Genomic DNA, 23,819 nt, shown 5'->3' with positions numbered 1-23,819 from the left:
GGGTTACGCGGCGGAGAGTTCCTCCAGGGCCTCTTCCGCCTTGTCGCCGTAGATGCACGACACGGTCTCCGGATCCAGGTCGCGGGCCGTGCCGTCGAAAATCAGTTCGCCCTTGGACATGCCCAGGATGCGCTTGCCGTAGCGCTGGGCGAAGTCGATGTGGTGGAGGTTGACCAGCACCGGGATGCCCTTGTCTTCATGGATCTGCGAAAGGATCTGCATGACCGTCTCGGAGCTGCGGGGGTCCAGCGAGGCGATGGGCTCGTCGGCCAGGAAGACCTCCGGCTCCTGGGCCAGGGCCCGGGCGATGGCCACCCGCTGCTGCTGCTGGCCGCCGGACAGGGCGTCGGCCCTGCGGAAGGCGAGGTCCGCGATGCCCACCTGTTGCAGGCAGTCGAAGGCGAATTCCCGCTCGCGGCGGGAGAACTGGCGGAACATGGACATGCACCGCTTCACCGGGTGGGCGTTGAAGCGCAGCCTGCCGACCAGCACGTTGTCCAGCACGGTCAGGCGGCGCACCAGGTTGAACTGCTGGAAGATCATGCCCACGCGGCGGCGCACCTGCCGCAGCTGGCCGCCGTTGACGCGGGTCACGTCCTCGCCGAACAGGGCCACGGACCCGGCCGTGGGCCGGATGAGCCGGTTCATGCACCGCAGCAGGGTGGACTTGCCCGCGCCGGACAGCCCGATGATGACGCAGAAGTCGCTGGAATTGACGGCCACGGACACGCCCTTGAGGGCCACGGTCCCGTTGGGGTAGACCTTGCTCAGTCCCGAGGTGCTGATCGCCTCGCGGTTCTTGCGGTTGCGAATGTCGATGGATTTCATTGGAGCCTCCCGATTCCGACCTGATTTCGGGGGGCGCGACGGAAGAACGTCCGCAGTTGCCCCCAACATCAACGGTCTACTCCACCCCTGCAACAGGGGTATTGTGACCGGGTGACGGTTTTACGAAATCAACCCTCGCGGCTGTAACATTCAGGCCGCGTTTTTCTCCGTTATTTCAGCATTCCCGGAACATCCCACGGACCAGGTCCGTAACACGGCGGGCACGCCTTCGATCTCCCGCACCCGGACCAGGTCCGCGCGCTTTCCCACCGCGATCTCGCCCCGGTCGGTCAGCCCCACGGCCAGCGCCGGGTTCAGGCTGATCTTGGCCACGGCCTCGGCCAGGGAGACGCCGAGGGTGCGGTGCAGGGTGAACGCCCCGGACGCCAGGCTCCCCGGCACGTAATCCGAGGAGAGCACGTCGAGGAGCCCTTCCCCGGCCAGCTCGCGGGCCGAGACGTTGCCGGAGTGGGACGCCCCGCGCACCAGGTTGGGGCCGCCCATGACGATGCGGATGCCCGCCCGCCGGGCGAGCCGCGCGGCCGCCAGGGTGGTCGGGAACTCGGAGATGGCGATGCCCTCGGCCACGGCCTGGGCCACGTGCTCCGGGGTGGTGTCGTCGTGGCTGGCCATGGGCAGGGAGCGCTCGCGGCACAGCTCGATGATCCGGCAACGGTTGTCGGCGGCGCACGCCTCCTGGGTGGCGAGCATGCGTTGCGAAAGTTCGGCGAACTCCTCGTCGCTCCATCCCTTCTTGTAATATTTTCGGTACTTGTCCGTGTCGGTGAACTGCCGCTGGCCCGGGGTATGGTCCATGAGCGAGACGAGCATGAGCACGGGATCATCGACGTGCGGCAGGAGCATGTCCACGACCTTGGGGTCCGAGAACTCGCAGCGCAGGTGCAGCCGGTGGTCCGCCTTGAGCACCCCGGTGGCGCGCGCCCGGTTGAGGGCCCGGATGGACAGGTCCATGATCTTCGAGCGGCTGGGGCCGTCGTGGTATTCGCCCAGTGACACCGCGTCGAGCACGGTGGTGATGCCCGCGCCCGCCATGGTGTTGTCGTGGGCCAGGACCGACGCGATGGGGTCGGGCCAGAACACGCCGGGTCGCGGCTCCAGCTCCTGCTCCAGGTTGTCGGTGTGCAGCTCCACAAAGCCGGGCAGCAGGTAGTCGCCGCCCAGGTCCTTCGCGTTGGTCACGTTGCACGGGCCGGAATCCACCGAAACCACGGTCCCGCCGGAGATCCGGACCGAGCCGGTGACGACCTCGTCCCGGAGCACCAGCCGCGCGTTCTTGAGCACGATATCCATAACTATGCGGCCTCCTTGAAGCTGCGCATCTCGAACAGTCTGTCGGCCACCAGGTCGCGGACCTCCTCGTCGTGGAAGATCCCGACCACGGCGGTGCCGCGGGCCTTGGCCTCGTTGATGAGTCTGACCACCACCCGCCGGTTCTCCGCGTCCAGGGACGCGGTGGGCTCGTCCAGCAGGAGGACGGGGTATTCCACGCTGAAGCCGCGGGCGATGTTCACCCGCTGCTGTTCGCCGCCGGAGAAGGTCGCCGGGGGCAGGTTCCACAGGGCGGACGGGATGTTCAGCCGCCGCAGGAGAAAGGTCGCCCGGTCGCGGGCCGAAGTGGCGTCGCCGGTCAGGGCCACCAGCGGCTCGGCCACCACATCCAGGGCGCCGACCCTCGGCACCACGCGCAGGAACTGACTGACGTAGCCCATGGTCCGGGCGCGGATGTCCAGCACCTGGCGCGGGGTGGCGGTCACGATGTCGACCATCTCCCCCTGGTGGCGGACGGACACGGCCCCGGACTGGGGCCGGTAGTTGCCGTACAGTGAGCAGATGAGCGAGGACTTGCCCGAGCCGGAGGACCCGGCCAGGGCCACGCACTCGCCCGCGCGCACGTCGAGGTTCAGGCCGGAAAAGACCGGGATGACCGTGCCGCCCTGGGTGTGCAGGGTGAAGGTCTTGTCCAGGTCGCGAACGGAGATCATGATCGTCATCAAGCGGCTCCTAGGCTTGCAGGATGGAAGAGACGAGCAGTTGGGTGTACGGGTGCTGTGGGTCGTCCAGGACCTGGTCGGTGAGCCCGGTCTCCACCACCTCGCCGCGCTTCATGACCATGAGCCGGTGGGCCAGGAGCCTCGCCACGGCCAGGTCGTGGGTGACGATGATCACGGACAGCCCCAGCCGGGCCACCAGGTTGCGCAGCAGGTCGAGCAGCCGGGCCTGCACGGACACGTCCAGGCCGCCGGTGGGCTCGTCCATGAACACGATGCGGGGCGAGGTGATCAGGTTGCAGGCGATCTGCAGCCGCTGCTGCATGCCGCCGGAAAAGGTCTTGGGGAAATGGTCGATGCGCTCGGCCTCGATCTCCACCTCGGCCAGCCACTTGAGGGCCTCGGCGCGGATGTTGCCGTAGTGGCGGGCGCCCACGGACATGAGCCGCTCGCCCAGGTTGGCCCCGGCGGTGACGCCGAGCCTGAGCCCGTCGCGCGGGTTCTGGTGGACCACGCCCAGCTCGGTGCGCAGCAGCTTGCGCCGGACCGGCTCGGGGCAGCCGTGGACGTCGATGGCGCCGAACTCGCGGGACAGGTAGCCGACCTCGCCCCCGGTGGGGTCGAGCCTGCCGGACAAACAGCCGAGCAGGGTGGACTTGCCGGACCCGGACTCGCCCACGATGCCCATGACCTCGCCGGGCCAGAGGTCGAAGGAGATGTCGCGGCAGCCGTACATCCCGCCGTATTTCTTGGTCAGGTTCCGGGCGCGGATCATCGGTTTCGGGGTCTGGTTCATGCCTCGTCCTCCCTGTGGGCGCGGGGTGTCCCCGCCAGCTCGGCGAATTCGTCGCGCCCGGCCATGGGGCCGAGATGCCCCTGTTCGCGGCGGGTGGCGCAGTAGTCGGTGTCCGAGCAGACGAACATGCGCTCGCCCGCGTCATTCAGGATGACCTCGTCCAGGTAGCTGTCCTCGGCCCCGCACAGGGCGCAGCACTGGTCCCAGGTCTCCACGGTGAACGGGAAGTCCTCGAAATCCAGGCTCCTGACCTCGGTGTAGGGCGGGATGGCGTAGATCCGCTTCTCGCGCCCCGCGCCGAAGACGTGCAGGGCCGGAGAGTTGTCGAGCTTGGGGTTGTCGAATTTGGGGATGGGCGACGGGGACATGATGTACCGGCCGTTAACCTTCACCGGGTACATGAAGTTGGTGGCGATGCGCCCGTGGCGGGCGATGTCCTCGTAGAGCTGGACGTGCATCACGCCGTACTCCTCCAGGGCGTGCATCGTGCGCGTCTCGGTCTCGCGCGGCTCCACCCAGCGCAGGGGTTCCGGGATGGGCACCTGGTAGACCATGATCTGGCCCTCGTTGAGCGGGAGCTCCGGAATGCGGTGGCGGGTCTGGATGACCGTGGCCTCGGCCGTGCGTTCGGTGGTCTTGACCCCGGTGACGCGGGCGAAGAACTTGCGGATGGAGACCGCATTGGTGGTGTCGTCCGCGCCCTGGTCGATGACCTTGAACACGTCTTCCGAGCCGAGGATGGAGGCCGAGAGCTGGATGCCGCCCGTGCCCCAGCCGTAGGGCATGGGCATCTCGCGCCCGGCGAACGGCACCTGATAGCCGGGGATGGCCACGGCCTTGAGGATGGCCCGCCGGATCATGCGCTTGGTCTGCTCGTTGAGGTAGCCGTAGTTGTAGCCGGTCTCGGCGGTGTTCGCGGCGGCGTTGACGGCGGTCATGCGGCCTCCTCGGTCTCGGTCTTGTCGTCCCCGGCGCGGGCGAGGATCTCCTCGCGCATGGCCCGGACCATGACCAGATCGGCCTGAAAGTCCACGTAATGCGGCAACTTGAGATGCTGGACGAACCCCTGGGCCTCCACATTGTCGCTGTGGGAGAGCACGAATTCCTCGTCCTGGGACGGGGCCGTGATCTCCTCGCCCAGCTCGCGGGCCTGGAGGGAGCGGTCCACCAGCGACATGGCCATGACCTTGCGCTCGTTGTAGCCGAAGGACAGGCCGTAACCGCGCGTGAACCGGGGCAGCTCGTCCTTGGACCCCTTGAAGCTGGTGACCATCTCGCATTCGGAGACGGTTATGTCGCCTATTTCGATTTCAAAACCGACTTCATCCGGTATGACGGAAACCGCCACCTCGCCCATGCGGATCTCGCCCGCAAAGGGGTGGTTGTCGCCGAACCCGCGCTGGGAGGAGTAGCCCAGCGCCAGCAGGAATCCCTCGTCGCCGCGCGCCAGGTTCTGGAGGCGCACGTCCCGGCTCGCGGGATAGAGCATGGGGTCCTTGGTGATGTCGCCCACGTCCGCGCCGGGGTCGTCCTCCGGCCGGTCCACCAGCCCTTCCCCGGCCAGCAGGTCCATGACCCGCGCCATGCCTGGGCGCTCGTTCCCGTCGCCATCCGCGAGGTCGGCCACGGCGGCGGGTTCGGGGCTCCCCTCGGCGGCCAGGGCGAAGTCCAGGAGCCGATGGGTGTAGTCAAAGGTCGGTCCCAGCACCTGTCCGCCGGGAATGTCCTTGAAGGTCGCGGAGATGCGGCGACGAACCTCCATGGCCGTGGTGTCGATGGGCTGGGTGTCGCAGAGCCGGGGCAGGGTGGTCCGGTAGGCCCGGAGCAGGAAGACCGCCTCCACCAGGTCGCCGCGCGCCTGCTTCACGGCCAGGGCCGCGAGCCAGGGGTCGTACAGCGCGCCCTCGCTCATGACCCGGTCCACGGACAGCCGCATCTGTTGAAGAATCTGATCCACGGTCAGTTCCGGGACGGTCTCGTCGCCCCGCCGCTCCTCGGCCATGAGCCGGTGGGCGTTGTCGATGGCCTGTTCGCCACCCTTGACGGCTACGTACACGTTATATCCCCACCCGGACCGTCCGCGGCAGCGAGACGATCTCCGTTTTGGTTGCCAGAATGACGTCATAGCCGAGCGGGAACCGCCGGCCGTTGCGTTGCAGGGCCAGCCAGAAATCGGCGTTCAGCCCGTCCACGTGGAGCCTGGTCTCGCCCTGGATGCCCGGCCCGCTCAGCCGGATGCCCCGTCCCACGTCCATGGACCGCACCTGGATGATCAGGGTGGCGGACCGGTCCGGGTATTCGAGGTCGCCGGGGTTGAACGCGTCCAGGTCGGGCAGTTCGAACCCGTCCAGGACCAGGCCGAAGGCCGCGTTCACGGGCTTGCGGGCAATGGCGCACCCGCAGTGGAAGCGGAGATAGGTCTGGATATCCAGGGGCGCGGCCGCGCCCGTCCACAGCGGCGTGTCCATGTCCACCAGGGCGAGGCAGACCGCGGCGGCGGCCGGGTGCAGCCCCTTGGGCGGCTTGGGCCAGTTGCCGAGCACCGTGACCGTGCCGGGGTGCGACATGGTCAGCAGGATGGCGCGGAAGATCCGCTGGTTGTCGTGGGCCGGGTCCCTGGGGTCCCTGGCCGTGTCCATTGCGTGTCCTTGCATGGTGTATCCCCTAGTCTTCGCCGCGGACCATGGTGAAGAAGTTCACCCTGGTGGCTGCGGTTTTGGCCGCCCGCTCGGCCCGGCTCCGGGCCAGCTCGCGGGCGATCGGGTCGATGACGGATCGGTACAGGGCGGGACCGTTCTGCGGGTCCTGGAGCAGGGCGTCGAACAGGGCCGCCAGTTCGGCGTGCCGCCGGTCGCGACCGGCCACGTACCCGTGGCCCACGCCGCCCCCCGCCAACCGGACGGAGCAGCGCGACAGGGTCATCTCGCCGAGGTTGAACCGCTCGCCCCTGGCCTCGGCCCTGGCGCGGACCATGGCCATGCCGATCTCGGGCGGGCGCAGGTGCAGGTACTCGGGACGGGGGTCGAGCGATTGGTAGGCCGTCTCCAGCCGGTCGGTCTCGGCGCGGGCGAGAATCCCCATCCAGTACTTTCTGGCCTCGGTTTGCCCGTCCTTGGGGGCCGTCATGTCACTATCGGGTTTCATTTCTGTGAAATCCTCGGAAGTTGTCTAGACAACCGCGGTTGCCTGTGGTCTCGGTGCTCGAAACAGGGGAAAAACGGAGGCGCGCATGCTCACGCGGGGAACCGGGGTCGCCCTGTGGCGACAGATCCACGACAGGCTGGAACGGGAGATCGCGTCCGGGCGCTACGGCCCCGGCGACCGGTTGCCGTCCGAAAGCAGGCTGTCCGCCGAGTACGGCGTGAACCGCCACACCATCCGCCGCGCCCTGTCCGGGCTGGAGGAGGACGGGCTGATCCGCGTGGAGCAGGGACGCGGCTCCTTCGTGCGCGAGCCGGTCATCCACTATCCGGTGTCCCGGCGCACCCGGTTCAGCGAGAACCTGTCCCGCCAGCGCCGCGAGCCGGGCAACGTCCTGCTCCTGGCCGTGGAGGCGGAGGCGGACCCGCGCGTGGCCGAGGCCCTGGCCATCGAGCCGGGCGACGTGGTGGCCCGGATCACCAGCGCGGGCGAGGCGGACGGGCGGCGCATCAGCTACTCCACTTCCTTTTTCCCCCGCACCCTGTTTCCGGGCATGGTCCGCGCCTACCGCGAATTCGGCTCCGTGACCCGCGCGCTCAAGCACTTCGGGGTGGCGGACTACTCCCGAAAGCGGACCCGGATCATCGCCCGCATGCCCACCACCGAGGAGGCCGAGGAGCTTCGCCAGCCCAGGACCCGCCCGGTGCTGGTCACCGAGAGCGTCAATGTCGACGGAGCGGGCGTCCCGGTGGAGTTCGGGGTCTGCCTGTTCGCCAGCGACTGGGTGCAAATTCTGGTGGAGCCTTGATGTACGCATGTCCTTGTCCCGTTTTCCGCGTCCGGCGAAGCTGCCGGCGCGACCATGGACAGGTGGTAGGGCAAGGCGCGCGGAGAGGCACTAGACAAGTTCGCGACTTGTCCATTTTGCCCCGTGATTTCAAATTGTTGTAACATAAGCGTCGCATTCGTCTCACAATTGATGCGCTTCCGTGCTTTTTCAAAACCGCGCCGCCTGTAAGTCAGAAGCCATGCACACGGACGAATCCAACGACCTGCGCCTGGGGGAGACGCCCCTGGTCCACCCCTCCGCCGACATCCGCGACTCCGTCCTGGGACGCTACACCGAGGTCCAGGAGAACTGCGCCCTGCTGGAGTCCTCCCTGGGCGACTACGCCTACCTCTCCCCCGGCTGCGACGTGGCCTACGCGGACATCGGCAAGTTCGCGTCCGTGGCCGCGCAGGTCCGCATCGGGCCGACCAACCATCCCATGTGGCGCGCCTCCCAGCACCATTTCACCTACCGCAGCGCGCGGTACGGGTTCGGGCCGGACGATCCGGGGCTGTTCGAATGGCGGCGCACCCAGCGGACCGTCGTCGGCTGCGACGTCTGGCTCGGCCACGCGGCCATCGCCCTGCCGGGCGTGACCGTGGGCCACGGCGCGGTGGTCGGGGCCGGGGCCGTGGTCAGCAGGGACGTGGAGCCGTACGCCATAGTGGGCGGGGTTCCGGCCAGGCCGATCCGGTACCGGTTCCCGGCCCCGGTGCGCGAGCGGTTGCTGCGCCTGGCCTGGTGGGACTGGCCTCACCATCGCCTGCGCCGGGCGCTGCCGGACTTCCGCGACCTGGATATCGAAGCTTTCCTGAACAAGTACGAGGGGGCCGGGCAATGAGCCTCGGACGGTACGGCGTGTATTACGCGCCCCCGCGCTGGAGCGATTTCGAGCGGTTCGGCACGGCCTGGCTCGGGCGCGACGCCGAGACCGGCGAACCGGTGACCCAGCCCGACCTGCCCGGTCTGGGCCGCGACGTGCTGCGCGAACTGACCGTGGAGCCGCGCAGATACGGATTTCACGGGACCCTGATGGCCCCGTTCGAGCCTGCGGAGGGGATCGGCGAGGCCACTGTCCTCGAACGGCTGGACCGGTTGGCCGCCACCCTTGCCCCGCTGCACATGGAACCCCTCGCCGTACGGGCCATAGGCTCGTTCCTGGCCCTGGTCCCGGCCTACCAGGACGGCCCGGCGGAGCTGGCCGAAGCGGTCCTGCGGGCCATGCACCCCCTGCGCGCGCCGGTCACGGAGGCGGACAGGGCGCGCCGCCGCGCCAACGGGCTGACCCCGGCCCAGGACCGGCTGCTGGAGCGATGGGGCTACCCCTACGTGCTCGGCGAATTCCGCTTCCACATCACCCTGACCGGCAGGGTGGCCGACCCCGGCCTGCGCGAGCGTATCGCGGGGCTGGCCCGCTGCCATGCGGCCACGGTCACCGGGCGGCCCCATCCGGTGCGCGAACTCTGCCTCTTTCACCAGCCGGACCGGGAGACCTCGTTCCGGCTCATACACCGGGCCAGGCTCGGCAACACATCGGAGACCTCATGACCCCAGGCACCCTGATCTACGTCATCGGCCCTTCCGGCTGCGGCAAGGACTCGCTCATGAACTACGCGCGCAGCCGCTGCCCCGGCGGCGAGGCCGCCTTCGCCCACCGCTACATCACCCGGGCCGCCGACGCCGGGGGCGAAAACCACGTTGCCCTGCTGCCCGACGAATACCAGGGGCGCCTCGACAGCGGGCTGTTCGCCCTGGCCTGGGACAGCCACGGTTGCCGCTACGGCGTGGGCGCGGAGATCGACCAGTGGATGGAGGCGGGGCTGAACGTGGTGGTCAACGGGTCCAGGGCCTACCTGCCCGAAGCGGCCCGCCGCTACCCCGGCATGCTCCCGGTGCTGGTCACCCTGGACCTCGACATCCTGCGCCAGCGGCTCATCCTGCGGGGCCGGGAGACCATGGATGAAATCGAGGCCCGGCTGGACCGCGCCGGGGCGTACTCGGTCTCGCACCCCGCCCTGGTCCGGCTGGACAACAGCGGCGAGCTCTCCGACGGGGGACGCAGGCTCCTGGAACTGGTCCGGCGCAGGCCCGCGCGCATGCGCCGGGCGGTCTGACCGGGCCGTCCGAAGGGACGGCCGAATCGCCGACCTTGACAATCCGGGAGCTTGGACTATGCTGTAAAAGCAACAACGTGAACTTCCACCGCTTCGCGGGAGCCCGGCCGCTCAGGCAAGGCAACCCCCCGAAGCCGGTTCAAGAGGGAACACGAACAGGCATCATCCCTTCCGGTCGACCAGCCCGGAGAGCCCAAGCCGCTCCTCCGCCAGACCGGTTCCACGCCGCATTCGACCCACGGTCGAAACCTTGTCCACCGGCTCCGGCAAGCACCGGCCCGTCCTCACCGGGTCCCCTGCCGCACCGGGACAAGTCCGCGCACCGCGGACCCCATGCCGCAATACCGGCCAGCGTGAAACGGATGCCTGTCCACCAAGCTCAAGGGGCGACGCCCCGACGCTTCCCGCCGAATGGCGACGGGAGGAAAGAGCACGCACAGGGCTACACCCGAGTCGAACCCGTCGCGGACCGTTCCGCAAGCCGTTCGACCCGCCCTCGGGCCGAGGCCACTCCGGCGCAAGCCGGACGCGACCGCCCGACATGCAACGCAACATTCATTGACTCGATCCCGGCCATCCCGCCCGGGGTCTTGCCGCATCACGGAGGTATCCCCATGGAATACGAATGTAAAAATTGTGACTGGTCCGGAACCTGGGACGAAATGATCCACGAAACCCTCTGCCCCTCCTGCCGCTCGGCCACACAGCCCGTGGACACCGAGGCGCACCCCCGCGTGGCCCCCGTCGTCCGCCTCTGCCCTCCTGACGCGCCGGGGGAATAGACAGCCCTGCCCGGCAGCCCCCCCATGCCGGGGGGGCTGGCCCGGTCCCTTGAAAATAACCCTTTACTTTCCCCGGCCGATGGACCATAGGTGGGGACTGCTCAGCGTGACTGGACGCACGATTACTTCTTGGCCCCACTTGGGCCGCACACGTTCCACACCTGTCGAACCAAGATTTACTCCCGTACCAGAGCACATCCGAAACACCCGGGAAACCGGACCCCGACCGCTGTCGCGCGCCGTCGAACAAACATCCTTCTACCAAAGGTTTATATGACTTTTTCCAACTTTTCCCTTGATTCCCGCATCGTCGCCGGAATCAAGGACTGCGGCTATGAAACCCCCACTCCGATCCAGCAGCAGGCCATTCCCCTGGTCCTGCAAGGGCATGACGTCATGGGCCTGGCCCAGACCGGCACCGGCAAGACCGCCGCGTTCGCCCTGCCCATCCTGCAACGGCTGCTGACCGGCAACAAATCCGAGCGGGCCATCCCCCGCGTCCTGGTCCTGGCCCCCACCCGCGAACTCGCCCTCCAGATCCTCGAAAACTTCCGGGACCTGGGCAAGCACGCCCGCGTGCGCTCCGCCGCGGTCATCGGCGGCGTGGCCATGAACCCGCAGATCCAGGCCTTCGGCCACAGCCAGGTGATCGTGGCCTGCCCCGGCCGGTTGGTCCGGCTCCTGAGCAAGGGCGCCGTCAACCTCAACCACATCGACACCCTGGTGCTGGACGAGGCCGACCGCATGCTCGACATGGGCTTCATGCCGGACATCAAGCGCATCCTGGCCAAGCTGCCCGCCCGCAGGCAGAACCTGCTCTTTTCGGCCACCATGCCCGCGGACATCCGCAAGCTCGCCGACAAGATCCTGAACAACCCCAAGACCGTGCAGGTGGCCAACACCAAGCCGGTGGAGAGCGTTGAGCACCGGTTCCTGAACACCCAGGGACACCTCAAGGGCGAGGTCCTGGGCAAGCTGCTCAAGACCATCGACCACCAGAGCGTGCTCATCTTCACCCGCACCAAGCACAAGGCCAAGAACCTGGCCCGCAAGCTCGCGGGCGCGGGCCACGCCTCGACCTTCCTGCAGGGCAACATGAGCCAGAACCAGCGCCAGCGGGCCCTCGACGGCTTCCGCGACGGGAAATTCTCCATCATGGTGGCCACGGACATCGCGGCGCGCGGCATCGACTGCGACCGCATCTCCCACGTCATCAACTTCGACATGCCCGACACCGTGGAGACCTACACCCACCGCATCGGGCGCACCGGCCGCGCCGGGCGCTCCGGCCAGGCCGTCAGCCTGGTGACCAGCGAAGACAAGACCCAGGTGCGCGACATCGAGCGCGTCATGCGCGTCAAGCTGCACCAGGACGTGATCTAGCCCCGCCGACCCCACGCAACGACAAGGGCCGCAGCTTCGAGCTGCGGCCCTTTTTTCGTCCGATACATCGGGGACCCCTGGATCAGAGGGGGGATTACCGCGCGGCAGGGTCACGCGGACCACGGTGCCGGTCTCGCCGGTATCCATGTCGATGGTCCCGCCGTGGGCCTCCACGGCCAGCCGGGCGCTGTAGGTCCCGAGCCCGGTGCCGCTGCCCTTGCCCGCCGTGGAATACTTGTCGAAAAAGTTCTGCCGGACCTCCGGGGGAACCGGTTGGCTATTGCGGATTTCCAGCACGCAGGGATCGCCGCTGCGCAGGTCCGCGCGGACCGGCTCGCCGCCGGACGCCTCCACCGCGTTCTTGAGCAGGTTGGCGACCATGCCGTAAAGCAAAGTCCCCTCGCCCTGGATGATCAGTTCCCGGCCGTCCCCGGCCTCGGCCCCGTCCAGGGTGACCTCCACCGGGCAGGCGGGTTCGCGCTGCATGCCGGTATCCCGCGCCGCGCGCCGGATGATGCCCAGCCAGTCCACGGGTACGGGCTGATGGTTGTAGGTGCCGGATTCGAGCTTGTACAGGGTCAGGGACTGGTTGATGAGGTCCATCATCTGCATGCCCGCCTCCTCGACCACCCGGAGCATCTCCTTCTGGCGGTCGGTGAGGTTCTCTTCCTCGCGCATCAGCCGGGGCAGGCCGATGATCCCCATGAGCGGCGACTTGAGGTCGTGACGGACGATGCGCTCCACGTCCTCCTTCAGCTTTTCCGCCGCCTTGCGCGCCGTGACGTCGACCCCGACGCACAGGATGCCGGACGGCCTGCCCATCTCGTTCACCAGGACCGAGATGGCCAGGGAGAGAAAGGCCTTGGTCTCGTTGCGGCGGAGCACCTCCACCTCGGTGAAAGTGTGGCCCTCGCCCTTTTCGGCCAGCCCCGCGAACCGGGCGCGCAGACCGCCCCCTTCCACGTCCTCCTCCGGCAACAGGAGACCGACCGCCTCGCGCCCCTTCAACTCCTCCGGGGCCGCGCCATAGAACCCCTGGCCGAACCGGTTTATGAAGAGCACCCGCCCCTCAAGGTCGGTCTCCAGGACGATGAAATGCGATTGCTCCACCAGGTCGCGGTACAGCCTGCGGCTCTCCCGCAGCCGGTTTTCGGCCTCCACCCGCTGGTCGATGATCCGGTTGGAGGCGCGGGTTCCCAAGAACTCGCCCCGGTCGTTGGTCACCGGCACGCAGCGATGGGATAGCCAGTGCTCCACCCCGTCCTTGGACACGATGCGGAAATCCATGGACACCGAGTCCGCGCCCTTGCGCTCCTGCATCAGGTGCGCGCGGATCAGTTGACGGTCCTCGGGATGAACCAGCTTGGTCAACAGGTGGGGGTCTTCCATGAATGCGGTCCGGGGATAGCCGGTGATGCGCAGGCAGGACGGGGAGGTGTATACGAACTTGCCCTCGGGGTCGCGCCAGTACTCCCAGTCATAGGTGAAGTCGGACACCGTGCGGAACCGCTCCTCGCTCCGGGCCAGCTCCTCGTTGGCCGCCTTCAACCGGCGAAATATGGGCCTTATCTGCAGGATGCCGAGCAGGATGATGATCGAGACCAGAAGCCCGATCAGCTCGAAGGCCAGGTCCGGCACGACCGCGCCCTGCCAGGACATGTACAGGGTGTGGACCCGGCGGTGGACCATGCCCACCAGACCGGCGGCGATGAGAATCCAGGACAGCCTGCGGCCCGTCTCGGGAATCAGGAAAAGCGCCAGGACCGCAGCCGCGAGCTGCAAGGCGATGGAGGCGATGATGATCAGGTCCATGCGTACCCCTGCGGTTGCAGTACAACCTCTTGGGTTACACCCTACCCCCGAATTGATCGATTGTGCAAACAGGAGTTCCGGGATGCCTCCGAGCCTCCGGCGGCCAGGGGGGAAAGGGGAAGAGGGGGACCTTTTGGAAAAGGTCCCCCTCTTCCCCTTTCCCCCCTGGACCCCCCAATCCCCATCTCCCCTCCAAAACTTTGTATGTCGCTTCGCGAGGCTCGAGGGTTAAATGAAAGCCTCTTCCTCTCCAAGTCCCGACACGCCGCCCTTGCAATTCCCCTTATCCCCCAAACTGCCCGGCGGCGTGGGCAACCGTCCCGAAGGGTTCGCGCCGGGCGGCTGACCGCGCGCCGCAGACGTCCGGCGCGAACCCTTCGGGACACCGCATTCCCGCCCCCGGCCAATCCCTCCGCGAAGCCGCACATACCTTCGCCCTCCTTCCCCTTCCCCAACACACACCCTCCCGCGCCCGCACGGACCTGCCGAAGGCACCCAAAAAGTTTGGGAGGGTCCAGGGAACCCTTTTTAAAGGGTTCCCTGGCCGCCGGAGGCGCCCGCCCGGCGAGGGCATCCGGCAAGGTAGTTCGGAGCGGAGCGGCGAAGCGCCCAAAAAAAGCGCCTGCGGGATTCCCGCAGGCGCTTGGAAGGCGAATGGCCGGCGGTTATTCCAGGGTCTTGATGAAGGCGTCGGCCTCGGCGATGGATTTGTCCATCTCCTTGATGAGGGAGTCCACGTCGGTGCGGATGGAGGACAGCTCGCCTTCGAGTGCGGCGATGGCCTTGGCGTTGAGGTTGTGCTTGAGGTAGAGGACCTGGTCCTCGAACGCCTCGAGCACGGGGTACATCTTCTTCTCGGCGTTGCGCATGGCCCTGATCAGACCGTTGTAGCGGCTCTTGGTGGCGGTCAGTTTCTGCTGGCTGGAGCGGCGCAGCTTGTCGCTGGAGTAGAGCTTGATCTCGTCGCTCCACTCGTCGAACAGGGCTTCGGCCACGTCCTCCACGGAGTCGATGCGGCTCTTCACTTCGTCCGCCTGGTCCTTGCAGTCCTCGTACTCGGCGTCGAGCTTCTCGTAGACTTCCTGAAGCTTGCCGCCGTCGAAATCGACCACGGACTTGAACTGTTCCAGGGCCGAGGCGAATTCTTCCTTGGCCTCCTCCTGGGACATGCGCGCCTTTTCCACGCGGTCGGACAGGATTTCACGCTTGTCGTAACCCATGGACTCCATGGTGGAATAGTAGGCCTTGGAGCAGCCGAGGGTGAAGAGGAGGGAAAGGGCGGACAGGGCCAGGACAAACGGTTTCATGCACAACTCCTTGGGGTGACGCGATTTTCGGCTTGAATACAACAAAGGGATTGGATGGGCAAACGCTAAGGCCGCTGGATCAGGAGCGAACGCGCCCCCCTGACTATGGCTTCGGTGAACCCGGCAAGCCGCCCTGAATCGAGATTCCAGCAATGCCAGTGCAAGCGCACGGTGAAGACGTGCCCGGGCAGGAGGTCGACGAACTCGCCCCGTTCGAGGTGCGGCGCGGCCTGCTGGTCCGGGAGCATGCCCGCCACCCGCCCGGTGGCGATGGTCGGCGCGAACCGCTCCGAAGACGGCAGGTAGAACCCGTTGCGCAGCTCCGGCCTCGCGCCCAGGGCCCGGCCCAGCAACACCTCGTGCATGACGTCCTTGCGGTTGAAGATCAGGATCGGGGCGGCCTCAGCCGCTTCCAACGTCTTGCCGTCACGGTAATATTTCATTTTGTATGACTTAGTCGCATACAATCTGTAATCCATATCCCCGAGATATGCGGCGCGGCATCCCTGGACCGGTTCGGCGCGGTCGGACACGCAGCCCAGAACCTCGCCCGCCTTGAGCAGTCCGAGAGTGGCGGCCTGGTCGTCCACGCTGAGATCGAGGAGTACGGCATGCGCGTCCAGGAAGGGGTCCACGGCCGGGAAGAACCAGGTGGCCAGGGAGTCGGCGTTGACGCCCACGGCCAGGGTGTCGAACCCCTGGCCGGGGGAGCCGAGCCCTTGGCCAAGGTCCGCTTCCAGCCGCTTCACCTGCCGGAAATGCTTGAGCATCTCCTGTCCCGCCGGGGTGGGCACGGGCGGCGTGGAGCGGACCAGCAGCACGCACCCGGCCTGCTCCTCCAGCAGCTTGACCCGCTGGGACACGGCCCCCTGGGAGAGATGCAGCGCCCGCGCCGCCTTCTCGAACCCCCCTTGGCCCAGAACCGAGGCGAACGCCTCCACCAACTTGTAATCGAGCATGCACAATCATTAGCAAATCTAATTAACCATGAAAACAATTAGTTTTACACCAACATCACCCCCCCGCTACAACCCTCCCCAACATCAACGACACCAACCCCCTTTCCCCCTCCCCGCGAAGCGGCAACAAAAAGTTTGGGAAAAGGAGGGGATGGGGGTCCGGGGGAAGGGGAGGAAAGAACCCTTTCCAAAGGGTTTTTCCTCCCCTTCCCCCGGCCGCCGGAGGCAAACACATATGACACCATTCATTCAGGGATACGCCATGGGCGGCGGGCTGATCGTGGCCATCGGTGCGCAGAACGCGTTCGTGCTGGCCCAGGGCGTGCGGCGCAACCATCATCTGGCCGTGGCCGCGTTGTGCATCCTGTGCGACGGACTGCTGATCGGGCTGGGCGTGACGGGCGTGGGGACCATGGTCGCGGCGAACCCGACGCTGGGGATGATCGCGGCCTGGGGCGGGGCGGCCTTCCTGAGCTGGTACGGGCTGACCGCGCTGCTGGCGGCCATGCGCGGCGGGTCGCTCACGGCCCGCAACGGGACGGAGCGGGACCTGCGCAAGACCCTGATCCTGACCCTGGCCGTGACCCTGCTCAACCCGCACGTGTATCTGGACACCGTGGTCCTCATGGGCTCGGTCTCGGGCCAGTTCCAGGGCGAACTGCGCTACCTGTTCGGGCTGGGCGCGTTCGCGGCCTCCGCCACCTGGTTCCTGGCCCTGAGCCTGGGCGGCCAGGCCCTGGCCCCGCTGTTTTCCCGCGACGTCACCTGGCGCGTCCTGGACGGCGCGGTCTGCCTGACCATGTGGTCCATCGCCGCGTCCCTGATCCACCGCACCCTGACCGCCTAGCCTGTCTCGAACCCTCCAAAACCCGTCGCATAGCTGGCTATATGAATATCTATCTTATCGGATTATAAGCATCTTCCAGATCAGCCCTTTTTCGGGTCGTCCGGCCTGCCGTGGAGGAAGAGGCGCTCCCAATCGAGCGGGACGAGGCTGCGGGCATTGCGCCATTGGAGGTAGGCCCAACCCTCGGCGGGGATGGTCCGGACCAGGACCTTGTTGACGAACTGTCTGCCGTCGTCGCCGCAACACTTGCAGGCCCAGCCGCAGATGTCGCAGGTGCAGCCGCCGGTCTTGATCATCTCCTTGTTGGTCCCGGAGTTGTCGCAACAGGCGTCGCACAGGCGCAGATGGGCGGGGCCGGGGCCGGGTGCGGAGGCGGGTATCGAAGGGCTCATCCAGATTAGGTAGGGACGCGGTCCGGCCCGGTCAACCCCGGCTTCCTTTTACGCGCCGGGCGGGGTAGGGTCCGGGCAGGAGCAAGCCATGACCGTGTGCAAGACCAAGCCGATCCGCGCCCTGCGCGAAGACACGGGCCGGACCCCGCCGCCGGGCCAAGGCTCGGACGGGAACGGCAGCGGGCCTGGGACGGAACGCGAGGGAACGGGCGACCGGCCGGAAACCGTGGCCGATGAGCCCGGCGGGGTGCTTGTCTGCCGGGGATGCCGGACCAAGATCACCAGCCCCTCCCTGGCCATGGCCGTGGACGGCAAACACCGCCACGTCTTCTTCAACCCCTACGGGCTGGTCTTCGAGCTGGGCTGCTTCGCCTCGGCCAGGAACCTGGTCGCGGAAGGGGTGCCCGTGGCGGAGTTCACCTGGTTTCCGGGGTACCGCTGGCAGCCCGTGACCTGTTCCGGGTGCCGTGCGCAGCTGGGCTGGAAATACCTGGGCGCGGACAGCGGTTTCTTCGGCCTGATCCTCAAGAACCTCCTGGACGCGCGCGGAACCTGGCCCTGATCCCCCTGGCAAGCGGTTGGACGATGGCGTACACTGCGCCGCATGGAACCGATTGAACGACACTGCCTCGAATGGCTGCTGGCCTTTGCCCGCGAACACCGCGACCGGACCGGCGGCGAGCTGCGCGGCCTCATCCAGCGCAAGATCACCCACACCATGCGCGTGCTGGCCCACGCCCGGCGCATCCTCGACGAGCTGCAACCGGCCCCCGAGCTGCGGCGCGCCGCCGAGATCGCGGCCATCCTGCACGACACGGCCCGCTTCCCGCAGCTGGAGCGCAGGGCGACCTTCGACGACCATGCCGGGTACAACCACGCCGTGGAGGGCGCGCGCATCCTGGCCGGGACCGACCTGCTGGCCCCGCTGGGCGAGAAGTGGCGCGCAGTGGTGCTGACCGCGGTCAGGCTGCACAACCTCGGCGTCCTGCCCGACGACCTGACCGGGGAGGAGCGGACCGTGACCGAACTGTTGCGCGACGCGGACAAGCTCGACGCCATCCGCAACAACCTGCGCCACATGGACCCCAAGACCCTGCACGGCAAGGCGCTCAAGAGCGGGCTGACCTGGCACGAGACCGAGGTCTCCCCGGAGGTGGTCCGGCTGACCCTGGACCGGCAGCTCATCCCGTTCCAGTCCATCAAGTGGTCCAATGATTTCATCCTGTTCCTGTGCAACTGGCTCCACGACCTGCACTTCCCCTATCCCTACCGGCACCTGGACCGGACCGGCCGGTTCGAGGAGCTGCTCGGCTGGCTGCCGGACAGCGGCCCGTTCCCGGAGATCAAGGCGCTGCTGCGCGCGGACCTTGCGCGGGCCGCGCGGGGTTGACCCCCTCCCGACCGCAGGGCTACACCGGACCATGGCCGACCGATACCCCATCCCCGCGAGCTTCCACCGGGTGGAAGAGACCATCAAGCGCAGCCGGTTCATCACCTCGCTGGGGCACGCCCCGGACCTGGAATCCGCCCGCGCCTTCGTGGCCGCCGTCAAAGAGGAATTTCCCGACGCCACCCACAACTGCTGGGCCTTCAACGCGGGGCCGCCTGGCGATACCGCGTTCGTGGGGCTGAGCGACGACGGCGAGCCGAGCGGCACCGCCGGCAAGCCCATGCTGACCGCACTGCTCCACTCCGGGGTGGGCGAGATCGCGGCGGTGGTCACCCGCTATTTCGGCGGCACCAAGCTCGGCACCGGCGGGCTGGTCCGCGCCTACACCTCCATGGTCAACCTCGGCCTGGAGACCCTGCCGACCAGGGACATGGTGATCACCGTGCGGCGCGCCCTGTCCATCCCCTATCCCGCCGTGACCCTGTTCAAACGGATGCTCCCGGAGTTCGAGGCCGAGGTGGCGGAGGAGACCTTTGCCGAGGACGCCGGTTTTCTGGTGGAGCTGCCCGAGGAGCGGGCCTCGGCATTCGCCGACGCCGTGACCCAGCTCACGGACGGACGGGCCGTTATCCGCGAAAAATGATGGGGCGACCGGTTGCGGTCGGCCCCGAAAATACGCTAGCCTAAAGTAGACTATTGATAATCCGGGGTAACAGCAAGGCTCAAAGCAGGTTCCATGTCCACACAGAAATTGCGCGCGATCTACAAGCAACTCAACGATAAGATTGACGATTCCAAAGAGAAAGCCCTGTTCGAGATCAAGGAGCTGAAGAACGACCTCAACGAACTCCAACGACATCTCTCCGGGCGCAAGAAGGAAACGGATATCCAGCCCGAGGACCTCATGCGCTCCGTTTTCGAGCTCGCCCAGCATCTGCGCGACGCCAAAAAGCGGGAAGAGGTCGTGGCCGACATGGAGTTCGTGGCCGCCGAGGCCGAGGCCGAGGAATACCTGCTCTCCAGGGGGGCCAAGCTCCTGACCCGCCCGGCGGGCTGGCATTTCCAGACCGCCAAGGAGCGATTCCTGCTCCACGAGTCCGACCCGGTGGAGGCCGCCGCCGAGCTGCGCAAGCTCCTGGCAGCGGGCAAACGGCTCAAGCGGCCCAAGAAGAAAAAGAGCTGAACCCTCCCCCTCCCCTTGACTTTTCGGGGATGGGCCGCATTTCTAAGCAGTTGCCAACCCCAACCAACGGGAACCAAACCATGCTCAAACGTATCGTCCCGGCCTTCCTGGCCCTAATCATGCTCCTGTCCCTCTCCGGCTGCGGCTACAACGCCATGCAGCAACAGGAAGAGGAAGTGTACGCCGCCTGGGCCAACCTCGAATCGGCCCTGCAACGCCGCGCGGACCTCATCCCCAACCTGGTGGAGACGGTCAAGGGCGCGGCCGCCCATGAACAGGGCACCCTGACCGCCGTGGTCGAGGCGCGCGCCAAGGCCACCCAGACCACCCTGTCCCCGGAAATGCTCACCGACAAGGCCGCCCTGGCCAACTTCCAGGCTGCCCAGGGCCAGCTGTCCTCGGCCCTGTCCCGGCTGATGGTCGTGGTGGAGCGGTACCCGGACCTCAAGGCCAACCAGAATTTCCTGGCTCTGCAACACCAGCTGGAAGGGACCGAGAACCGCATCAACGTGGCCCGCACGCGCTACAACGACGCGGTCAAGACCTTCAACTTCTCCATCCGCAAGTTCCCCAACTCCTTGACCAACTCCCTCCTGCTCCACCTGGAGCGCAAGGAGTTCTTCGAGGCCGATCCGGGCGCGAAGACCGCTCCCAAGGTCAACTTCGGAACCGAGGCCAAGGCGGAGTAGCCCGGTGCGCGCTTCCCTCTCCCGGCTGGCGGGCGCGGCCCTGGCGCTGCTCCTGATCCTGGGCGCACCCCTCTGGGCCTCGGCCCTGGACGTGCCGCCCTACACCACGCGGGTCAACGACCTGGCCAAGATGATGTCCCCGGCCACGCGCCAGGACATCGAGGCCCGGCTCGCCGACCTGGAGGCCACGGACTCCACCCAGGTGGCGGTGCTCACCGTGCCGTCCCTCGAGGGCGACTCCATCGAGGACTTCTCCATCCGCGTGGCCGAGGCCTGGAAGGTGGGCCGCAAGGACTTCGACAACGGCGTCATCCTGCTGGTCTCCAAGCAGGACCGCAAGATCCGCATCGAGGTCGGCTACGGCCTCGAAGGACGGCTGACCGACGTGCTCTCCGGGCGGATCATCGACAACGTCATCACCCCGCAGTTCAAGGCGGGCGACTTCGACCGCGGATTCAGCGACGGCGTGGCCGCCATCTGCGGCGCGGTGCGCGGCGAATACACCGCCCCGCAACCCAAACCCAAGAGCAAGATCAACATCCTGGCCATCCTCATCGGCCCCATGATCTTCATGATCCTGTTCACCGAGAAGTTCGGACGCCGCAGGTCCGACGTCACCGGCAAGGCCAACTCCGTGCGCCGCTCCGGCTCCGGCTTCATCTTCCTGCCCGGCCCGCGCATCGGCGGAGGCGGAGGATTCGGCGGCGGTGGCGGCGGGTTCGGCGGATTCGGCGGCGGCGGGTTCGGCGGCGGCGGCGCGTCGGGCGGCTGGTAGGAGCACAACCATGAGCAGCAAAGCGGAATCCTTCCTCACCCCGGCGGAGCAGAAGACCCTGGTCGATTGCGTCCGCGAGGCCGAGGCGCACACCTCCGGCGAGATCGTCCCGGTCATCGCGACCATAAGCCACGACTACCCGCGCGGCGGGCTGCTCGGCGCCATGGTCTGCGCGTCCCTCACCGCCCTCCTCCTGACCCTGACCCTCGGCCGCGACGACATGTGGGTCTTCCTCGGCCTGTTCCTCGCCCTGTACCTCTGCTTTTCCCGGCTGTTCGACGCCTTCCCGGCGCTCAAGCGCCCGTTCATCGCCAAACGGGAAATGGCCGAAGAGGTCGAAGAGGCCGCCTTCACCGCCTTCTACCGCCACGGGCTGCACGAAACCCGCGACCAGACCGGCATCATCATCTACGTCTCCATCTACGAGCGGTCCGTCCAGGTCCTGGCCGACAAGGGCATCAACGACCTCGTGGACCCCAAGGTCTGGAACGAGGTCGTCTCCCTGGTCACCTACGGCATCCGCAACAACAAGCCGGGCGAAGGGCTGTGCTCCGGCGTCAGGCGGTGCGGCGAAATCCTGGCCGAACAGTTCCCCATCAAACCCGACGACACCGACGAACTGCCCAACCTGATCATCGAATAGCCCGAAACGGCCCGATTTCACCCAAGGGTCACCTGTTCTCAATACTCCCGTAACAACGGTCTGATCTCCTGCAGTAACCCAAGGAGGTCCGTCATGTGCGCCGCCGTACCCGTGGCCGTGCTGCTGCTCGTCATCTTCGCCGCCCTGACCATCGTCAGGCTGACCGGCACCGGCTCCCCCAATGCCGACCTGCTGGCCGGTTTGCTCGGGGGTTGCGCCTGCGGCGCCCGGGGGGAAGGGGAGAGAGGGAACCCTTTGGGAAAGGGCTTCCCTCTCTCCCCCTCCCCCCGGCCCCCCCATCCCCTCTCACCCTCCTAAACTTTGTGTCGCCGCTTCGCGGGGCGGAGCGCGCGGGCACAGAACGCTTCTCGGAGGGATTGGCCGGGAGCGAACAAACGGAACGCAATAGCCTGATTGTGCGATTTTTTCCTACACCCTCCCAACCAAATTCAGCCCCTTCCGAACAACACCCCGCGATTTCGGACGGAAAAAACGGCGTGCCTCGTCCGATGAAGAGGCACGCCGTACCGTCCGTTCTTTCCGCCCGAAATCGCCCATCCGCACGCCTTCGAGCGAAGCGAGCGCCAAAAAGTTTTGGAGATTCTTAAGAACCTTTTTCAAAAGGTTCTTAAGCGGGTGCAGGGCAGCGCCCTGCCCGCCGGAGGCCTCTTTCGACCGCAACCCGTCCCTTCGCTAGAAGAACGCCCCCATGACGATATCGATCTGTTCGGCGTACTTGTTGACGATATTTTCCAGGGCGGATTCGGGGTCGAGACCGAGGAGGTTCCAGGCGTTCTCGTCGAGCCCGGGCATGACGTACATGCCGCCTTTGGCGATCTCCACGGCGTTGGTCAAGTTGTCCGCCACGTGGATGACGGCCGGCTCCAGGGGGTTGGGGAACTCCATGGGGTTGTGGTGGTAGTTGATCATGTTGGAGAGCCCTTCGGGGAACTTCCAGGCGGTGAGCAGCGGCTTGCTGATGTCGGTATGGCAAAATTCCATGACGGACATTTCGGCCTCGACCAGGGGGATGCAGTTTTCGCGGGCGAAGAGCATGGCCTCGGTGGAGGCGTAGGGCAGTTTCTTGAACAGGATGAGCCTGCCGACGTCGTGGAGCAGGCCGCCGATGAAGAACCGTTCAGGGGACAGTCCGGTCTGTGTGGCGGCGAGCATCTTGGCGAAGATGCCGCAGGTGATGGAGTGCCGCCAGAAGCTCTGCATGTCCACGAGTTCGGGCGGGATGTCCTTGAAGTAGTTGATGGCGGAGATGCCCAGGGCGAGGGTGGAGAGCTCCTTGCCGCCCACCAGGGCCACGGCGCGGGTGATGGAGTCGATGGTCTGGGGGAAGCCGTAGAGCGGGCTGTTGACGAGCTTGATGAGCTTGGCGGACAGGCTCATGTCGGTGCTGACGACCTTGGCGATGCGGTCGGCGGAGGCGGCCCCGTCTTCGAGGACCTCCTTGATGCGGAAGAAGATGTCCGGGAAGCTGGCCAGTTCGGTCTCGTGCTTGACGATGGTTCCGGGCGAGCCCATGCCCCGGATGAAGATGTCTTCGAGGTGTTCGACGCTGGTGGCGCGGCGCCGGTCGAGGTCGGGCAGTTCCCACCCCCCGGCCACGGCGCGGGCGGTGAGTTCCAGGGCGATGCGGTACATTTCGATGACCGGCGCGGAGTCCGGGTTGGCGTAGAGGAAGAATTCCCGGACGTATTCCTCGATTTCGCGCAGGGTGTCCTCGCTCAACTCGTCGAGGCCCGCTTCCACGTCGGCCTGGTTCACGCCCACGCGTTTGAGCAAGGCCAAATGACGCTCTTCGAGTTCGGTGCCGCCCTTGAAGAGCAGCCTGCCGTCCTTGGAGACCAGATCCGAGGCCAGGACCATGCCCGCCTTCAGCTCATCAAAGCCCTTGATACCCAAAACAACATCCTCCGATAGCGGGGTCT

At 66.8% G+C, this 23,819-nt stretch carries 26 protein-coding genes and 1 pseudogene; 14 read left to right on the top strand and 13 right to left on the bottom strand.

Going from position 1 to position 23,819, the window contains the following annotated elements; all coding sequences use genetic code 11:
- Positions 1–3 precede the first annotated feature (3 nt).
- The 8 genes from phnC to phnG form a co-directional block, all read right to left on the bottom strand.
- Entirely contained in the window at positions 4–828 is an 825-nt protein-coding gene (phnC, locus tag AWY79_RS03305; protein WP_066800243.1) for a phosphonate ABC transporter ATP-binding protein, read from the bottom strand.
- Between the two features lie 150 nt (positions 829–978).
- Positions 979–2,139, bottom strand: coding sequence for an alpha-D-ribose 1-methylphosphonate 5-triphosphate diphosphatase (locus AWY79_RS03300; RefSeq protein WP_066800240.1), 1,161 nt, complete (start codon positions 2,137–2,139; stop codon positions 979–981).
- Positions 2,140–2,141: 2 nt separating this feature from the next.
- A complete protein-coding gene (phnL, locus tag AWY79_RS03295) occupies positions 2,142–2,840 on the bottom strand; it encodes a phosphonate C-P lyase system protein PhnL (protein WP_066800238.1) in 699 nt (232 codons plus the stop codon).
- Positions 2,841–2,850: 10 nt separating this feature from the next.
- A complete protein-coding gene (phnK, locus tag AWY79_RS03290; protein ID WP_066800234.1) occupies positions 2,851–3,633 on the bottom strand; it encodes a phosphonate C-P lyase system protein PhnK in 783 nt (260 codons plus the stop codon).
- Positions 3,630–4,571: an alpha-D-ribose 1-methylphosphonate 5-phosphate C-P-lyase PhnJ gene (locus AWY79_RS03285; protein ID WP_066800231.1), complete on the bottom strand. Its 942-nt coding sequence runs from the start codon at positions 4,569–4,571 to the stop codon at positions 3,630–3,632. Before AWY79_RS03285 ends, phnK begins: the two co-directional genes overlap by 4 nt.
- Complete coding sequence (locus AWY79_RS03280) at positions 4,568–5,689, bottom strand: carbon-phosphorus lyase complex subunit (protein WP_066800228.1); 1,122 nt, start codon at positions 5,687–5,689, stop codon at positions 4,568–4,570. Before AWY79_RS03280 ends, AWY79_RS03285 begins: the two co-directional genes overlap by 4 nt.
- 1 nt (position 5,690) lies before the next feature.
- Positions 5,691–6,287: a phosphonate C-P lyase system protein PhnH gene (gene phnH, locus AWY79_RS03275; RefSeq protein WP_066800225.1), complete on the bottom strand. Its 597-nt coding sequence runs from the start codon at positions 6,285–6,287 to the stop codon at positions 5,691–5,693.
- Between the two features lie 10 nt (positions 6,288–6,297).
- Complete coding sequence (gene phnG / locus AWY79_RS03270) at positions 6,298–6,777, bottom strand: phosphonate C-P lyase system protein PhnG (protein ID WP_066800222.1); 480 nt, start codon at positions 6,775–6,777, stop codon at positions 6,298–6,300.
- 85 nt (positions 6,778–6,862) lie between these two features.
- Between phnG and phnF the strand changes: the two genes are divergently transcribed.
- From phnF to AWY79_RS19230, 5 genes are all read left to right on the top strand, one after another.
- Positions 6,863–7,582, top strand: a complete 720-nt coding sequence (gene phnF / locus AWY79_RS03265; RefSeq protein ID WP_066800219.1) for a phosphonate metabolism transcriptional regulator PhnF — start codon at positions 6,863–6,865, stop codon at positions 7,580–7,582.
- 220 nt (positions 7,583–7,802) lie between these two features.
- Complete coding sequence (locus AWY79_RS03260; protein ID WP_066800216.1) at positions 7,803–8,444, top strand: LbetaH domain-containing protein; 642 nt, start codon at positions 7,803–7,805, stop codon at positions 8,442–8,444.
- Positions 8,441–9,151, top strand: coding sequence for a DUF1045 domain-containing protein (locus tag AWY79_RS03255; protein WP_066800213.1), 711 nt, complete (start codon positions 8,441–8,443; stop codon positions 9,149–9,151). Before AWY79_RS03260 ends, AWY79_RS03255 begins: the two co-directional genes overlap by 4 nt.
- Positions 9,148–9,717, top strand: coding sequence for a phosphonate metabolism protein/1,5-bisphosphokinase (PRPP-forming) PhnN (gene phnN, locus AWY79_RS03250; protein ID WP_066800210.1), 570 nt, complete (start codon positions 9,148–9,150; stop codon positions 9,715–9,717). The genes AWY79_RS03255 and phnN overlap by 4 nt, the downstream gene beginning before the upstream one ends.
- 1,055 nt (positions 9,718–10,772) lie before the next feature.
- A complete protein-coding gene (locus AWY79_RS19230; protein WP_066800207.1) occupies positions 10,773–11,882 on the top strand; it encodes a DEAD/DEAH box helicase in 1,110 nt (369 codons plus the stop codon).
- A gap of 159 nt (positions 11,883–12,041) precedes the next feature.
- Here AWY79_RS19230 and AWY79_RS19225 read toward each other — a convergent pair.
- The 3 genes and pseudogenes from AWY79_RS19225 to AWY79_RS03225 form a co-directional block, all read right to left on the bottom strand.
- Positions 12,042–13,541: pseudogene (locus tag AWY79_RS19225) on the bottom strand (PAS domain-containing protein); the annotation flags it as partial.
- A gap of 818 nt (positions 13,542–14,359) precedes the next feature.
- Complete coding sequence (locus tag AWY79_RS03230) at positions 14,360–15,001, bottom strand: DUF2959 domain-containing protein (RefSeq protein WP_066800198.1); 642 nt, start codon at positions 14,999–15,001, stop codon at positions 14,360–14,362.
- A gap of 65 nt (positions 15,002–15,066) precedes the next feature.
- Positions 15,067–15,960: a LysR family transcriptional regulator ArgP gene (locus tag AWY79_RS03225; RefSeq protein WP_066800195.1), complete on the bottom strand. Its 894-nt coding sequence runs from the start codon at positions 15,958–15,960 to the stop codon at positions 15,067–15,069.
- Positions 15,961–16,195: 235 nt separating this feature from the next.
- On the opposite strand from AWY79_RS03225, the gene AWY79_RS03220 reads away from it, so the two are divergent.
- Complete coding sequence (locus tag AWY79_RS03220) at positions 16,196–16,807, top strand: LysE/ArgO family amino acid transporter (RefSeq protein WP_066800192.1); 612 nt, start codon at positions 16,196–16,198, stop codon at positions 16,805–16,807.
- A gap of 80 nt (positions 16,808–16,887) precedes the next feature.
- Here the strand turns inward: AWY79_RS03220 and AWY79_RS03215 are convergent, their stop codons facing one another.
- The gene (locus AWY79_RS03215; RefSeq protein ID WP_133987311.1) at positions 16,888–17,199 is read right to left on the bottom strand and encodes a hypothetical protein; all 312 of its coding nucleotides are present in this window, start codon (positions 17,197–17,199) and stop codon (positions 16,888–16,890) included.
- A gap of 88 nt (positions 17,200–17,287) precedes the next feature.
- On the opposite strand from AWY79_RS03215, the gene AWY79_RS03210 reads away from it, so the two are divergent.
- The 8 genes from AWY79_RS03210 to AWY79_RS03175 all read left to right on the top strand — a co-directional run bounded on the left by AWY79_RS03210 (position 17,288) and on the right by AWY79_RS03175 (position 22,197).
- Positions 17,288–17,761, top strand: a complete 474-nt coding sequence (locus AWY79_RS03210) for a cereblon family protein (RefSeq protein ID WP_066800186.1) — start codon at positions 17,288–17,290, stop codon at positions 17,759–17,761.
- Positions 17,762–17,803: 42 nt separating this feature from the next.
- Positions 17,804–18,589, top strand: coding sequence for an HD domain-containing protein (locus AWY79_RS03205; RefSeq protein ID WP_066800183.1), 786 nt, complete (start codon positions 17,804–17,806; stop codon positions 18,587–18,589).
- Positions 18,590–18,620: 31 nt separating this feature from the next.
- Positions 18,621–19,232 carry a YigZ family protein gene (locus AWY79_RS03200; protein ID WP_066800181.1) on the top strand — a complete coding sequence of 204 codons (612 nt, stop codon included), beginning with the start codon at positions 18,621–18,623 and terminating at the stop codon, positions 19,230–19,232.
- Between the two features lie 93 nt (positions 19,233–19,325).
- Complete coding sequence (locus AWY79_RS03195) at positions 19,326–19,772, top strand: hypothetical protein (RefSeq protein WP_066800179.1); 447 nt, start codon at positions 19,326–19,328, stop codon at positions 19,770–19,772.
- An 80-nt stretch (positions 19,773–19,852) separates the two neighbouring features.
- Positions 19,853–20,461: a LemA family protein gene (locus tag AWY79_RS03190; RefSeq protein WP_066800177.1), complete on the top strand. Its 609-nt coding sequence runs from the start codon at positions 19,853–19,855 to the stop codon at positions 20,459–20,461.
- 4 nt (positions 20,462–20,465) lie between these two features.
- Positions 20,466–21,236 (top strand): TPM domain-containing protein, encoded by a 771-nt coding sequence (locus AWY79_RS03185; RefSeq protein ID WP_066800175.1) that lies wholly within the window; start codon positions 20,466–20,468, stop codon positions 21,234–21,236.
- 10 nt (positions 21,237–21,246) lie between these two features.
- On the top strand, positions 21,247–21,879 hold the full coding sequence (locus tag AWY79_RS03180; protein WP_066800173.1) for a TPM domain-containing protein: 633 nt from the start codon (positions 21,247–21,249) through the stop codon (positions 21,877–21,879).
- 93 nt (positions 21,880–21,972) lie between these two features.
- Entirely contained in the window at positions 21,973–22,197 is a 225-nt protein-coding gene (locus AWY79_RS03175; RefSeq protein ID WP_066800171.1) for a hypothetical protein, read from the top strand.
- 375 nt (positions 22,198–22,572) lie between these two features.
- On the opposite strand, the gene AWY79_RS03170 is transcribed toward AWY79_RS03175, so the two are convergent.
- On the bottom strand, positions 22,573–23,793 hold the full coding sequence (locus tag AWY79_RS03170; protein ID WP_078063596.1) for an HDOD domain-containing protein: 1,221 nt from the start codon (positions 23,791–23,793) through the stop codon (positions 22,573–22,575).
- Between the last annotated feature and the right edge of the window lie 26 nt (positions 23,794–23,819).

The sequence above is a fragment of the Pseudodesulfovibrio indicus genome (assembly GCF_001563225.1).
GTDB classification, from domain to species: domain Bacteria; phylum Desulfobacterota; class Desulfovibrionia; order Desulfovibrionales; family Desulfovibrionaceae; genus Pseudodesulfovibrio; species Pseudodesulfovibrio indicus.
This window is presented reverse-complemented; position numbering and strand designations above follow the sequence as displayed.

Bases quoted from the DNA above. Each gene is read 5' to 3' on its own strand.
- phnC (WP_066800243.1), bottom strand. From the start codon at position 828: ATGAAATCCATCGACATTCGCAACCGCAAGAACCGCGAGGCGATCAGC.
- AWY79_RS03300 (WP_066800240.1), bottom strand. From the start codon at position 2,139: ATGGATATCGTGCTCAAGAACGCGCGGCTGGTGCTCCGGGACGAGGTC.
- phnL (WP_066800238.1), bottom strand. From the start codon at position 2,840: ATGACGATCATGATCTCCGTTCGCGACCTGGACAAGACCTTCACCCTG.
- phnK (WP_066800234.1), bottom strand. From the start codon at position 3,633: ATGAACCAGACCCCGAAACCGATGATCCGCGCCCGGAACCTGACCAAG.
- AWY79_RS03285 (WP_066800231.1), bottom strand. From the start codon at position 4,571: ATGACCGCCGTCAACGCCGCCGCGAACACCGCCGAGACCGGCTACAAC.
- phnH (WP_066800225.1), bottom strand. From the start codon at position 6,287: ATGCAAGGACACGCAATGGACACGGCCAGGGACCCCAGGGACCCGGCC.
- phnG (WP_066800222.1), bottom strand. From the start codon at position 6,777: ATGAAACCCGATAGTGACATGACGGCCCCCAAGGACGGGCAAACCGAG.
- phnF (WP_066800219.1), top strand. From the start codon at position 6,863: ATGCTCACGCGGGGAACCGGGGTCGCCCTGTGGCGACAGATCCACGAC.
- AWY79_RS03260 (WP_066800216.1), top strand. From the start codon at position 7,803: ATGCACACGGACGAATCCAACGACCTGCGCCTGGGGGAGACGCCCCTG.
- AWY79_RS03255 (WP_066800213.1), top strand. From the start codon at position 8,441: ATGAGCCTCGGACGGTACGGCGTGTATTACGCGCCCCCGCGCTGGAGC.
- phnN (WP_066800210.1), top strand. From the start codon at position 9,148: ATGACCCCAGGCACCCTGATCTACGTCATCGGCCCTTCCGGCTGCGGC.
- AWY79_RS19230 (WP_066800207.1), top strand. From the start codon at position 10,773: ATGACTTTTTCCAACTTTTCCCTTGATTCCCGCATCGTCGCCGGAATC.
- AWY79_RS03230 (WP_066800198.1), bottom strand. From the start codon at position 15,001: ATGAAACCGTTTGTCCTGGCCCTGTCCGCCCTTTCCCTCCTCTTCACC.
- AWY79_RS03225 (WP_066800195.1), bottom strand. From the start codon at position 15,960: ATGCTCGATTACAAGTTGGTGGAGGCGTTCGCCTCGGTTCTGGGCCAA.
- AWY79_RS03220 (WP_066800192.1), top strand. From the start codon at position 16,196: ATGACACCATTCATTCAGGGATACGCCATGGGCGGCGGGCTGATCGTG.
- AWY79_RS03215 (WP_133987311.1), bottom strand. From the start codon at position 17,199: ATGAGCCCTTCGATACCCGCCTCCGCACCCGGCCCCGGCCCCGCCCAT.
- AWY79_RS03210 (WP_066800186.1), top strand. From the start codon at position 17,288: ATGACCGTGTGCAAGACCAAGCCGATCCGCGCCCTGCGCGAAGACACG.
- AWY79_RS03205 (WP_066800183.1), top strand. From the start codon at position 17,804: ATGGAACCGATTGAACGACACTGCCTCGAATGGCTGCTGGCCTTTGCC.
- AWY79_RS03200 (WP_066800181.1), top strand. From the start codon at position 18,621: ATGGCCGACCGATACCCCATCCCCGCGAGCTTCCACCGGGTGGAAGAG.
- AWY79_RS03195 (WP_066800179.1), top strand. From the start codon at position 19,326: ATGTCCACACAGAAATTGCGCGCGATCTACAAGCAACTCAACGATAAG.
- AWY79_RS03190 (WP_066800177.1), top strand. From the start codon at position 19,853: ATGCTCAAACGTATCGTCCCGGCCTTCCTGGCCCTAATCATGCTCCTG.
- AWY79_RS03180 (WP_066800173.1), top strand. From the start codon at position 21,247: ATGAGCAGCAAAGCGGAATCCTTCCTCACCCCGGCGGAGCAGAAGACC.
- AWY79_RS03175 (WP_066800171.1), top strand. From the start codon at position 21,973: ATGTGCGCCGCCGTACCCGTGGCCGTGCTGCTGCTCGTCATCTTCGCC.